At 66.0% G+C, this 10,892-nt stretch carries 17 protein-coding genes and 2 tRNA genes; 14 read left to right on the forward strand and 5 right to left on the reverse strand.

The genetic code is table 11. From position 1 onward, the window contains the following. Positions 1–62 precede the first annotated feature (62 nt). From Q0Q47_RS17155 to Q0Q47_RS17205, 11 genes are read left to right on the forward strand one after another with little or no spacing between them, the layout of a single operon-like run. A complete protein-coding gene (locus Q0Q47_RS17155) occupies positions 63–575 on the forward strand; it encodes a TIGR02594 family protein (RefSeq protein ID WP_293862523.1) in 513 nt (170 codons plus the stop codon). Continuing rightward, positions 572–706: a hypothetical protein gene (locus Q0Q47_RS17160; RefSeq protein ID WP_293862524.1), complete on the forward strand. Its 135-nt coding sequence runs from the start codon at positions 572–574 to the stop codon at positions 704–706. The genes Q0Q47_RS17155 and Q0Q47_RS17160 overlap by 4 nt, the downstream gene beginning before the upstream one ends. Beyond that, positions 703–1,404, forward strand: coding sequence for a hypothetical protein (locus Q0Q47_RS17165; protein WP_293862526.1), 702 nt, complete (start codon positions 703–705; stop codon positions 1,402–1,404). Before Q0Q47_RS17160 ends, Q0Q47_RS17165 begins: the two co-directional genes overlap by 4 nt. Beyond that, positions 1,404–1,757: a hypothetical protein gene (locus tag Q0Q47_RS17170; RefSeq protein ID WP_293862528.1), complete on the forward strand. Its 354-nt coding sequence runs from the start codon at positions 1,404–1,406 to the stop codon at positions 1,755–1,757. The genes Q0Q47_RS17165 and Q0Q47_RS17170 overlap by 1 nt, the downstream gene beginning before the upstream one ends. 9 nt (positions 1,758–1,766) lie before the next feature. Beyond that, a complete protein-coding gene (locus Q0Q47_RS17175; RefSeq protein WP_293862530.1) occupies positions 1,767–2,111 on the forward strand; it encodes a hypothetical protein in 345 nt (114 codons plus the stop codon). Between the two features lies 1 nt (position 2,112). Next, complete coding sequence (locus tag Q0Q47_RS17180) at positions 2,113–2,505, forward strand: hypothetical protein (RefSeq protein ID WP_293862532.1); 393 nt, start codon at positions 2,113–2,115, stop codon at positions 2,503–2,505. Between the two features lies 1 nt (position 2,506). After that, positions 2,507–3,121 (forward strand): hypothetical protein, encoded by a 615-nt coding sequence (locus tag Q0Q47_RS17185; protein WP_293862534.1) that lies wholly within the window; start codon positions 2,507–2,509, stop codon positions 3,119–3,121. A gap of 58 nt (positions 3,122–3,179) precedes the next feature. Then, entirely contained in the window at positions 3,180–3,830 is a 651-nt protein-coding gene (locus Q0Q47_RS17190) for a hypothetical protein (protein ID WP_293862536.1), read from the forward strand. A 3-nt stretch (positions 3,831–3,833) separates the two neighbouring features. Then, entirely contained in the window at positions 3,834–4,451 is a 618-nt protein-coding gene (locus Q0Q47_RS17195; protein ID WP_293862538.1) for a hypothetical protein, read from the forward strand. A 2-nt stretch (positions 4,452–4,453) separates the two neighbouring features. Further along, on the forward strand, positions 4,454–6,484 hold the full coding sequence (locus Q0Q47_RS17200; protein ID WP_293862540.1) for a hypothetical protein: 2,031 nt from the start codon (positions 4,454–4,456) through the stop codon (positions 6,482–6,484). A gap of 53 nt (positions 6,485–6,537) precedes the next feature. After that, the gene (locus tag Q0Q47_RS17205) at positions 6,538–7,521 is read left to right on the forward strand and encodes an exostosin family protein (protein ID WP_293862542.1); all 984 of its coding nucleotides are present in this window, start codon (positions 6,538–6,540) and stop codon (positions 7,519–7,521) included. A 293-nt stretch (positions 7,522–7,814) separates the two neighbouring features. Here Q0Q47_RS17205 and Q0Q47_RS17210 read toward each other — a convergent pair whose 3' ends face one another. From Q0Q47_RS17210 to Q0Q47_RS17225, 4 genes are read right to left on the reverse strand one after another with little or no spacing between them, the layout of a single operon-like run. Next, positions 7,815–8,180 (reverse strand): hypothetical protein, encoded by a 366-nt coding sequence (locus Q0Q47_RS17210; RefSeq protein ID WP_293862544.1) that lies wholly within the window; start codon positions 8,178–8,180, stop codon positions 7,815–7,817. Continuing rightward, positions 8,177–8,416: a hypothetical protein gene (locus Q0Q47_RS17215; protein ID WP_293862546.1), complete on the reverse strand. Its 240-nt coding sequence runs from the start codon at positions 8,414–8,416 to the stop codon at positions 8,177–8,179. Before Q0Q47_RS17215 ends, Q0Q47_RS17210 begins: the two co-directional genes overlap by 4 nt. Then, complete coding sequence (locus tag Q0Q47_RS17220) at positions 8,413–8,619, reverse strand: hypothetical protein (RefSeq protein WP_293862548.1); 207 nt, start codon at positions 8,617–8,619, stop codon at positions 8,413–8,415. The genes Q0Q47_RS17215 and Q0Q47_RS17220 overlap by 4 nt, the downstream gene beginning before the upstream one ends. Beyond that, positions 8,616–8,897, reverse strand: coding sequence for a hypothetical protein (locus Q0Q47_RS17225; protein ID WP_293862550.1), 282 nt, complete (start codon positions 8,895–8,897; stop codon positions 8,616–8,618). Before Q0Q47_RS17225 ends, Q0Q47_RS17220 begins: the two co-directional genes overlap by 4 nt. 139 nt (positions 8,898–9,036) lie before the next feature. Between Q0Q47_RS17225 and Q0Q47_RS17230 the strand changes: the two genes are divergently transcribed. The 3 genes from Q0Q47_RS17230 to Q0Q47_RS17240 all read left to right on the forward strand — a co-directional run bounded on the left by Q0Q47_RS17230 (position 9,037) and on the right by Q0Q47_RS17240 (position 9,582). After that, a tRNA-Pro gene (locus Q0Q47_RS17230) sits at positions 9,037–9,113 on the forward strand. Positions 9,114–9,175: 62 nt separating this feature from the next. Further along, positions 9,176–9,481 (forward strand): ETC complex I subunit, encoded by a 306-nt coding sequence (locus Q0Q47_RS17235; protein ID WP_293862552.1) that lies wholly within the window; start codon positions 9,176–9,178, stop codon positions 9,479–9,481. 24 nt (positions 9,482–9,505) lie between these two features. Then, positions 9,506–9,582 (forward strand) — tRNA-Arg (locus tag Q0Q47_RS17240). Positions 9,583–9,669: 87 nt separating this feature from the next. On the opposite strand, the gene Q0Q47_RS17245 is transcribed toward Q0Q47_RS17240, so the two are convergent. Beyond that, on the reverse strand, positions 9,670–10,653 hold the full coding sequence (locus Q0Q47_RS17245; RefSeq protein ID WP_293862554.1) for an ABC transporter substrate-binding protein: 984 nt from the start codon (positions 10,651–10,653) through the stop codon (positions 9,670–9,672). Positions 10,654–10,892: the final 239 nt, after the last annotated feature.

The following is a 10,892-nucleotide window of genomic DNA, read 5'->3' on the forward strand; positions in this document are numbered from 1 at the left end:
CGACCCTCATCAGCATCCTCCAGGGCCGCCTCCGGGCGGCTCTCTCATTTCTGGAGACCGCAATGCCCCAACGCGAACCGCGCTGGCTCGAGCTCGCGCGCGCCGACCTCGGCGTGAAGGAGATCCCGGGCCCGCTCCACGCGGAGAAGGTGCTCGAGTACTTCCGAGAGGTCGGGCGCCCGGACATCACCAACGACGAGACCGCCTGGTGCGGTGCGTCCATCGGCGCCTGGCTGAAGCGCGCCGGCGAGGTGATCCTCCCGCCGGACAAGGTGCTCGGCTCCCGGAATTGGGAGCGCTGGGGCGTCCCGCTCACCGGCCCGCGCTTCGGCGCGATCGGCGTGAAGTACCGCGCCGGCGGGAGCCCGAAGGACTGGACCGGGCACGTCGGCATCATCGTCGCGGCCAACGCCACCACGATCTGGATGATCTCCGGCAACTCCGGCAACCGCGTGAGCATCGCCGCCTACAAGCGCGCGGAGTTCACGGCTTACCGGTGGTCCAAGGACACGCCGATCACGGCCCTGCCGCTGCCCACGTCCCTGGCGGCCGCCGGCGGGGTGACCGAGGCGTGAAGCCCCTGGTCCTCGCCTTCCTGCTCATCCTGGCCGGCTGCGCCGCTGTCCAGAAGATCCAGCGGCCTCCGGATCCGGAGCCTGGCCGCAACGTGTGGCGCGAATGGCTGAACGAAGGAGAGAAGCGATGAGGTTCCTCGATAGGAAGATCTGGTCTGGAGGTCTCGCGAGCGTCGCGGCCTACGCCATCGTGTGGTTCCTGAAGAGCCGTTACGGCATCGTCCTGTCCGAGGAAATGGTGACGGCCTTCATCATCACCACCTTCACATCGGTGGCCTGGGCCGTCCCGCCGTCTGTCCAGGACATCGTCAAGAGGGTCAACGGCACGATCATCGATGTGATCGCCAACAGCCCGAACATCCCGCTCGAGAAGACCGGCGATCCGCCGCCGCGGCCGGTGGCGAAGACGACCGTGTTGACGCCGCCAAACGAGGGCTCATCGGGCCGACGCACGCCATACAGCATCTTTCTGGCGCTCCTCCTGATCCTGCCGATGCTCGGCGCCTGCGGGTCGACCAAGGTCATTGAGAGCGCGGCGCCGGCCGTGACGACGGCGCCAATCACCAAGGCGGTGCAGACCGTCAGGGACATGCCCGATGAGGAAAAGTGGCGGCTGGCCTGCATTGGCGCCGACGGCATCTATGTCGGCTACGTCACGATGGTCGCGCCGAAGGTGTCCGACGCCTGGAACGTCAAGGTCCAGGGCGGCTACGAAGTGGTGAAGGTCATCTGCGCCAACCGACCGACGAACTACGCCGAGGGTCTCGTCACGCTCATGAAGGCGATCGCCGCCTTCAACGCCTCCATCCCGGCAAAGGCGGGTGCGTGATGTCGGATGCCTGGCAGGGGTCGGTGCTCGGCGTGAAGGCATCGGCAATCATATGGGGCGCGCTTGGCGGCGCCACGGCGGCCGCGCTCGGCCCGGGCACGTGGAAGCACCGCTTCGTCACGACGACCGTGGGCGGGGCGTTCGCCGTCGCCCTCGGCCCGCCGCTGGCGAGGATCGCCGACGCGATCGAGGCGGACCGCTGGGGTCTGTCCCAGGCGGAGATCGAGCCCGGGGTCATCTACATGGCCGGCGTGCTCGGGATGATGGTCTGTGCGTCCGTCATCGAGGCCGCTCGCCGCGTGCACGACAAGACCCCCAGCCTCGTCGATCACGTCCTTCCGAAAGACGACTGAGAGGGTCCGATGCCTGTGTTTCGCCCGTTCATCGAGAACTTCCCGTGGGGATCCAATCGCGGGTCGATCACCCCGCAGCCGCCGGGCTACGTCGACCACATCCGCCTGTCGGCCAACACGCCCAAGCGGTACGAGATTCCGGCGGGGGCGAAGAGCATCTCGTTCTCGGCGGATGGCGACTTCTACGCCCTCTACGGCGGGAGCTCGGTCGTGACGAGCATCCCATCGGACGATGTCACCGACGGCTCCGCTGCCGAGCTCAACCCGATGGCACGGCGCCTGCCGGACGGCATCACGCACATCTCGCTGGTCGCCCCGGCCGCCACCCGGGTCACCATCTCGGCCTGGTCCTGACATGCACGCGCTCCTGAACGGCCGCGCGCGGGCCCACGGCTACATCAACGGCCGCCTCGGAGGCTTCAGCCTCATCAACGGACGGCCGCGGATCCCGATCAGCATGGCGGGCCACTTCCTGCTCAAGGAGGATGGCGGCCTTCTGCTCGCCGAGGACGGTTTGCCGCTCGTCATCGACGACCCGTCCGACATCCTGCTGAAGGAGGACGGCTGGGCCCTGCTCGCCGAAGACGGCTCCTACATCCTCTTCGACCGCGGCGGTGCGTACCTCCTCAAGGAGGACGGTGGCGCCCTCCTGGCCGAAGACGGCACGCATATCGGCATCGACACCTCGTCGACCTTGGCCGGCCGGCCGGTCGGCATCTTCCCCTACATCCTGACGAGGACGCCCTGAGATGGTCGACTATGTCCCGCTGCTCGACGCGGACGGCTCTCCTTTCCAGGCGCCCGTCAACAAGGTCGGGTCGCTCAACTACCCGCTCGCGCAGCTGACGTTCGGCGGCTCCGGGTCAGCCACCTTCGTCTCACCCGCGAACCCGCTCCCGGTGACGGTCGACAACGTCAACGAGAACGGCCCGGCGCCGATGGCGAACAGCGTCTCGATCACGTTCGCGACGGACCAGACGGCCGTCCCGTTCTGGCAAGAGTACCGGCCGAACGCGACGAATGGCGCAAGCGTGGTCTCCGTGCTTTCGCCATCCTCGCCCGCGGCGGCTGCAATCAAGGGCAGTGCCGGCCGCCTACTGGGCTGGCAGCTGGTCAACACGTCAGCTGCGCTCCGGTCGGTGAAGATCTTCAACACGGTCGCGGGCAGCGTTTCCCTCGGCACCACGACGGCCATCTTCGAGATCGACATCCCTGCCGGCGGCCGGGCCGAGTTCCGGCTCGAGGGCGGCATCTCGTTCGCGACCGCCATGTCCTACGCCGTGACGAGCGCCAAGGGCCTCACGGACAGCACCAACACCGGGCTCGCGACGAACGACGTCAGCGGTGCCTTCTTCTACGCCTGACCGGCCGCTGGCCAGGCTGGCTTCCCATCATCACCCCATCCCATAGCGGAGCATTGATATGTCCGGCGCACCCGAAAAGATCTCAGCACGGCCCGCGGCGACCTCGATCGGCGGCGCCGACGAGGTCGTCCTCAACCAGGGCGGCGTCACCAAGCGTGGAGCGGCGGCCCTGCTGAAGGCCACCGTCGCCGGGCTCAAGTCATTCTACGTCCCGGTCCGGGCGGCCTATCCCGCGCAGGTTGCCGGGTGCGCCGCGCACGCCGCCGTGGCAGGGTCCGCCGGCCAGCCGGACGTATGGGTGCTCAGCTTCGACAAGACGACCAAGGAACACGCGCAGTTCGCTGTTCGGATGCCGAAGAATTGGGACCGCGGCGTCATCAAGGCGGCCTTCACCTGGCGCCACGCCGCCACCACGACGAACTTCGGCGTGCGGTGGGGTCTGGCCGCCGTTGCCGTGAGCGACGACGACACCCTCGCTGTCAACTTCGGCACGGCGCAGGAAGTGACGGACACGGGCGGCACGACCAATGACGTTTACGCGACAGGCGCGACGCCCGACATTACGGTTGCCGGCACGCCGCAGGCCGAGGACACCGTGTTCTTCGACGTCTACCGCGATCCGGCCAACGGCGCCGACAACCTCGACGTCGATGCCGACCTGATCGGCATCAAGATCTACTACACCACCGACACCACGGATGAGGCCTGAGCAATGACCGGCTTGGAACTGGTGGGCTTCGGGGCGCTACCGCCGTCCGGGGCGCCGCTGCTGGACGGCAGCGAAAGCGATGGCACCAACTCGATCGGCGGCGGCATCGGCTGGTTCAGCGGAGGCGGGGCGACCCTAGCGAACACCTCGTCTCCGGCGCCAGACGGGACGAACACCGCGTACACCCTCACCGAGGACTCCGGTGGCGGTCGGCATATGGCCTACAGCTACACGGGGACGATTTCAGGCGGCGTCTCGGCATCGGCATATCTGAAGGACATCAGCCGCCGGTATGCGATGCTGCACTACGAAGACAACTCCTCAGACGATTTCACCAATTCCATTTTTGCATTTGTCGATCTTGTCACCGGCACTATTACCGACAGCGGGTCGACCGGGACGATGGTGCTGAATTCGGTGACAATCGAAGCCGCAGTGGGCGGATTCTATAAGATCACGATGAATGGCACTCAGGTGAATACCCGGGGTGGAACGTTCAACATTCACCTATCGCAAGAGGCAACGAAGGCGGCTTCCTCGATCGATTACCATGGCCAGCCCGCTTACACGGGCGATGGCGCTTCCTCCATCTATGTGTGGCGGCCGAAGGTCGTCGACTGACCATGTCGTCGATCAGGCTATCCATCGTCAGCAGCGCGACCGCCAACCGGGGCGGCGTGCCGATCTGGCTCGCGAACCCTGAGGTTCGCGGGCGGTGCGAGGTCGATCGGAAGCTGTCCGCCCGCATCCCGCCCGGCGCCTATGTCTACACGCCGACCCTAGACTACGCCCGGCCGGTTCCGTCGTGGCAGTGGAATATTGACGGGGTGCCAATCCCAGGCGCCACCGACCCGATCTACGTCCCCGCGCCAGAAGACGAAGACAAGGAAATCACGGTCTCGGTGACCCTGAAGGGCGCGTATGCCTCTGCCGTCGCCACCAGCGGCAGCACGGTCGCCTATTACTCGAACACCCCGGGGTCCGGCGTCTACGCCGACGTGGTCACGTCCAACGTGGTCCAGGCCAATAGCGCCACGACCACGATCAACCTCGCCACGACTGGCGGCTGGAAGACCTCCAAGACCACCGGTTCGATGACGGCGGGGAGCCCCACGCTGACCGTCGCTGACGCCACGAACTTCTCCGTCGGCGACCAGGTCATCGTTGAGAACACCGCGTCGTACGGCTCGATGGGCGTGGGCGGCGCAGTGCCGGCGCTCTATTACGCCGATGCCACGGCCAGGGACGCCGACACATCGAAAGCGACCAACACACGCTGCTGGCTGCAATCCACGGGACGCGTGTTCCGCTGGAATGGGTCGGCGTGGGTTGCCGACCGGACCTCCACCAACGACCCGATCTACTACGGTTGGGCCATGCCGAAGGCCCTGGTGGCGACGATCACGGCCAAGTCGGGTAACACGCTCACACTCAACAAAGACGCCGTGGTGTCGATTACAGGGGCCAACGTCTACTTCGACTGCCTCCCGCTGGCGGCGGCGTATTTCAGCATCTATTCCGGAGCGGTCGCGAACCGCCGGCTGTACCTGCCGACGGGCGAGTACGCATTTTCGGACAAGATCGAGATGCTCGATCTGCAGGACTGCTTTCTCTTCGGTGACGGCAGAACCCTGTCTGTCATGTTCTCCCCAGCTGGGTGCTGGTCGTTCAACATCCGTGGCAATCAATGCCACCGGACCATCTTCCGGAACTTCGGATACCGAGGGAGCCATCGGCTGAACTCGTGGATCCTCGACGAGGATGGAAACCGGGCGCGCGGCATCCACTTCGAGCTTTCCTTCGATCTCTTGTTCGACAATCTCCGGTCAGACGAGACGATGAACGATGCCATCACGCTCGGCGCAAACTGCGGGCAGAGCGCGATCCGTTCCTGCTATGCGCGCTTCGTGACGCCGATCCGCTCCTACTTCCAGTGGACCTTCAATACGGCGGATACCACGGACAACAACCTCATCGATTGCGAGGTCAATTCCGACTACATGATCCCGGCCATCGAGTGTTTCCGGTCGGATCGCGTGAACATCATCCGCTTCAAGGGGCGGAACGCGATGATCTCGACGAACACCTCCGGAGGGTTCCTGATCGACAAGCCGTATCTCCGGTTCTCCGCCGGCTGCTTCTACGAATTCGACCCAGACAAGGCGCCCCTGTCCCAGAACGCCTGGTGGGGGAACCCCTTCATCAACATCAACACGAACATCGGCAACACGTCCGGCTCGGGGCTCGACCTGGCGGCCAACGGCGGCTCCGTGGTTGACGCGGACATCGAGGTCGAAGGCTACATGGACGCGACCTACAAGGTGCGCGGCAAGGCCATCATCGTCGCCCCCAGCTACGGCGGCGTGATGGTGCGGGGCGGCAGGATCAAGACGATCCCCTACGTTCCTGGCGATAGCATCGCCTGGGGCATCGGCTGCGATGGCGACAGCGTCACGACGTCGATGGTTCGATTCGAGGGGTTCACCCACGAGGATCCGGACTATCCGAATGCTGCCGACTGGTCCGTGTTCCATCGCTTCGCCGATACGGACGGGCACGGCCGGGTGTTCGCCTGCGTCGGCGAGCAGTTCAAGGCGCGCGTCAAACGGCGCAACCGGACCAACGCACAGTACATTTCCGATGGCGGAATATGACGCGCGATCTATGATAGCCCCGTTGGCGGATGCGGCCGGACGGGAGTGTTATCGTGCCCTTGCGGGTGTTTTTCGATCTGTCGCGGCAGGAAGAGTGGCATCGGCGCGAGTGGGAGAGAACGCTCGGAGCGTTGAGCCGCGACAAGAATGAGAACATCGCGATCGAAAGCAGCGGGGCGCTGGCCGATGTCGTCGTCAACACGATGGCGCCCCAGATCGCCGACGCGCTGCCGCCTGGTCGGAAGCGCAGCAGGCTCGATCGGAAAGTCATCACCTGGGACGCCGCCGACTTCCCGACGGGCCGATATAGCGGGCTGTATTGCTCGCTCGACAAGCGGCTGTTCGATGCGGGTCGGCATGCCACCTTCTGCTACCCGATCAGCTACAACGAGGTTGTCGACTTCACGCCGCTCGAGACGGCGTCCGTCGACTTCAGCTTCCACGGCGGCATCACATCGGGCGTGCGGCAGAAGATCGTCGCCCTGTGGCAGGGATGGGGAAAGTTCAACGCCACGTGCGTGGTCCAGGGCGGGCCCTGGAAGTCGATGTTCGACAGAAGCGGCCTCGATGTGAAGGTCCGGTACGCGGAGGGCATCAGCAAAAGCCGCTTCGTGATCTGCCCGCGCGGCAACGGACATGGATCGATCCGCCTGTTCGAGGTTCTGAAAGCGGGCCGCGTTCCGGTCATCATCAGCGACCGCTACGTCTTGCCGCCGCACATCGACTGGACGTCGTGTGCGATTGTCGTGCCTGAGATCGATGTGGCCGCGTTGCCCGAGATCGTCGCCGCGCACATGCCGCGCTGGAGCGCTATGGCGGCGACCGCGCGCAGGACATGGGAAGAGCATTTCTCGAGCGATGGGCTCCTCACCTACATGGGGTCCATCATCCCTGCGATCGCCAAAGCCGCTGCTGGCGAGGATGAAACGCTGGGGCAGTACGTGACGAGAACCGCATCATTGGCGGGGATCTCGGCGGCGCTGTACGCAAAGCCCCGCATCGGGCGTCTCGTCCACAAGATCAGGCGCGCCGGATAGCAACTCGGCAGGAGCAAACGCCCTGCCGCCACGAGGTCCGCATGGTGCGGACGCCGGGATGAGCCCGGCACAACACGCAGCAGAAAGTCTGTAGAGCCGGACCGCGGTGTTGCCTCCCGCGGCGTCGTGCTGTGTTCCATGCCCAGGGGGAGCCCTACCCGGAGCTCCCCCACATGGCAATCAGTTTCGGGGCTTGTCCCCGTCCATGGCCTTCATCTGAAGGCGCCCGGACCCGGGTGACGATCAACCTCGACTGGCCCGCCTGGCATCACGCCGGCGGGCCTTTTTGCGTTTCAGAACGAGTACGAGCACTCGGGTGGCGGGGCAGGGCGGTCCATCCAGAAGTCGAACGGCCACTTGAAAGCGACGAGGCCCCACTCATTGTCCTCGTCGAGGCCGTACACTGCCCACCGTTCGTGAAACTCGTCCCATTGCACGTCCGTCACGCGGAAGTGCTTCACCCACACGTCGATCTTGCGGTCCTTCGGCGCCGTCTCCGCGGGTTGCCAGCCCGCCGTCTCCATCAGCGCCTGGATCGCGACCCTGGCGACGTAGGCCCGGTCGATGTAGGGGAACTTCTCCGTCCCCCTGATCGCCTCCGGGGGCGGGTTCAGCATCGCCGTCTCGATCGCGATGGTGACCTTCTCGAGAGGGGTCATAGCTCCACCCGCCCATCGTTGGCGATCTTGCGGTATGCCGATCCCACGCTCAGCAGCGCCATCTTGATGATGTTAGCCTGCCGTCGCTCGTCGTGGGTTTCCAGATGGCGCGTGATGAAGGTGTTGAACATAGCGTAGGCGTCGTCCCACGCCGTCGCATGGACCTGGGCATTGGCCCGCTCCTCCGGAGTTGGCCGTCGGTGAATCTCAGGATCGAACTCGCGTTTCTCGGTCAAGGCTTCACCTCCACATCGGCTTCATCCGCGAACACCATGACCGGGAACGGGAGCACCACCATCTGGCGCCCTGGATCCAGGTCGTTAATGACGGTCGCAAGGCGATCCGCCTGTGTCTTCTCGTGGAAGGCGGCGATGGGGAGGGGCTTCCCGCTCCCATCGGAATAGACCGCGACCACGGCGTAGATCGTCTTGCCCATCATGGTCCGATCATCCACCACATCGCCTCCCAGAAGCCGACGGAGATTATGCCGATCAGGCCGCCCTCCGCCATCAGGATCCGGAGCGGCTTCGGCTCCCAGCCGACCGCGCGGAGTTCGGTGGCATCATAGACGCGCACCGCGTCGGGCTCCCGCTCGAGCGCGATCGCCAAGATTCCGTGGCCGAGGTTCTGCCGCACGACGGCGATCTTCCCCTCCCACACGCCGGCGAGTACCCGGACGCGCTTCCCCGGGAGAATGACAAGGCTGTTCCAGTTCATGATCTCTCCTACGGGACTCGCTACGGGACTCTGTGCGCCGAAGGCCGCATTTCGTTGCCGTTCTGTGCCGGTAGCGTGTCGGCGAGGGCTTGCGGTCGATCGGCGGAATCGATAGGAAACACAAGGGCGCGAGCCCCGGCGGGGTATAGCGCAGCCTGGTAGCGCGGAAGTTTTGGGTACTTCAGGTCGCAGGTTCGAATCCTGCTGCCCCGACCATCAACCCGGTCCGTCTCGCGCCGCCGCAGTCGAGTCAATGTCTTCGCAGGAACACGACGTCCATGACCGCTCGGATCTACCGCCCCGCCAGGACCGCCATGCAGTCCGGCACCGCCAAGACGACGCGCTGGCTGCTGGAGTTCGAGCAGGAGCGCGCCCGCGAGATCGATCCGCTCATGGGCTGGACCTCCTCCAGCGACACGCGCCAGCAGGTGAAGCTCTGGTTCGACACCCGCGAGGAAGCGGTGGCCTACGCCCAGCGCAACGGCATCGCGGCGACCGTCGAGGAGCCGAACGAGCCGCGCCGGCGCACGATCGCCTACTCGGACAATTTCCGCTTCAACCGCGTCGGCCAGTGGACCCACTGATCGGGCAAGGCGTCGTCTCCGACCGGCCCCGTAGCTCAGCTGGATAGAGCAGCCGCCTTCTAAGCGGCAGGTCGCAGGTTCGAGCCCTGCCGGGGTCGCCAGCATCCAGGGGCTCAGTCTCTCGCGCGTCCGCCTGCGCCCATCGACCCCGTGCCCTTCGATCGTTCGCGCCAGGACTTCACATTCCCTCAGTCCACGATGTCGTCCGCCCGGGCGATGAGGGTCTCCTTCAAGGGGATGCCGAGCCTGCGCGCCGTGCGAAGGTTCAACAGGAACTCCACCTTGGTGGGAAACTGGACCGGCAGGTTGCCGGGGGCCTCGCCCTTGAGGATGCGGGCCACGTAGCCCGCCGACCGCCGGAAGAGATCCAGGGTGTCGGCGCCGTAGGACATCAGGGCGCCGGCTTCCACGAAGCTTCGCACCTCCGAGATCACGGCCAGCGACAGCTTGTCGCCCAGCGCGATGATGGTGTCCTGGGTCGAGCGGGTCAGGAAGTCGTAGACGACGAAGACCGCCTGGCCCCCCTGGGCGGCATAGTCCGACATCAGCCGCACGATCTCGTCGGGGTTGCTCGAGGTCAGGCCGAGGCGCGTCGGGCGAAGGCCCTGCTCCCGGGCCGAGGTTTCCGTCTGGATGCCCCAGTCGCGATAGACCGGGTCGGTGACGGTGTGCAGGATGCCGATCGAGGAGAGCCCCGGCAGGACCTCGCGCACGAGTTCGATCCGCTTCGCCGAGAGCTCCTGGCCGAACCAGGAAAAGCCCGTCAGGTTGCCTCCGGGCCGGGCCACGGTGGCGAACAGGTCGCCGGGCACCGAGGGCAGGCCGACGCTCACCACGGGCAGCGTCGTCGATCGCACCAGGAGCCGCGCCACGGCCGGTCCGGGGGACAGGAACACCGCGATCTTGCGGGCGACCATCTCGGCGATGAAGCGCTGCGCCGCGCCGGCGTCGCCGCGGGCGTGAAACTCGACCAGGCGATAGGTCTGTCCGTCGACCAGCCCCTGCTCCTTCATCCCGCCGAGGAAGGCACCGAGCTGCGGCTGATCGGCCTCCTGGGTCGCCAGGCCCAGGAACACGATCTCCGGCAGGGCGGATTGGGCCCGCGCGGCGCCGGCGATCCCCGTGGCCAGCGGAGCGGAAAGGCCGATGCGCAGAAAAGACCGGCGATCCATGACCGTTCCCGCCAAGAGGCCGGCACCACGGCTGGCCGCCGCGGACGCCGGGTGAGCCATCCAGCCTCCACAATCAGAAATGGGCGGCCGGCCGTAAAGTCACGTTGAAGCTAGCGGGTCTCGTCCATCCGCTGGCGCCCCGCGGGCGACGCACGCCTGGATGCGCTGGAACCCCGCGGAGGCCGAGCCGTTGTCGGCTGAACCTCGACGGGGGCGCGACGGGAGAGACATCCCGTCCG

The organism is uncultured Alsobacter sp. (assembly GCF_945952055.1).
GTDB lineage: Bacteria > Pseudomonadota > Alphaproteobacteria > Rhizobiales > Beijerinckiaceae > Alsobacter.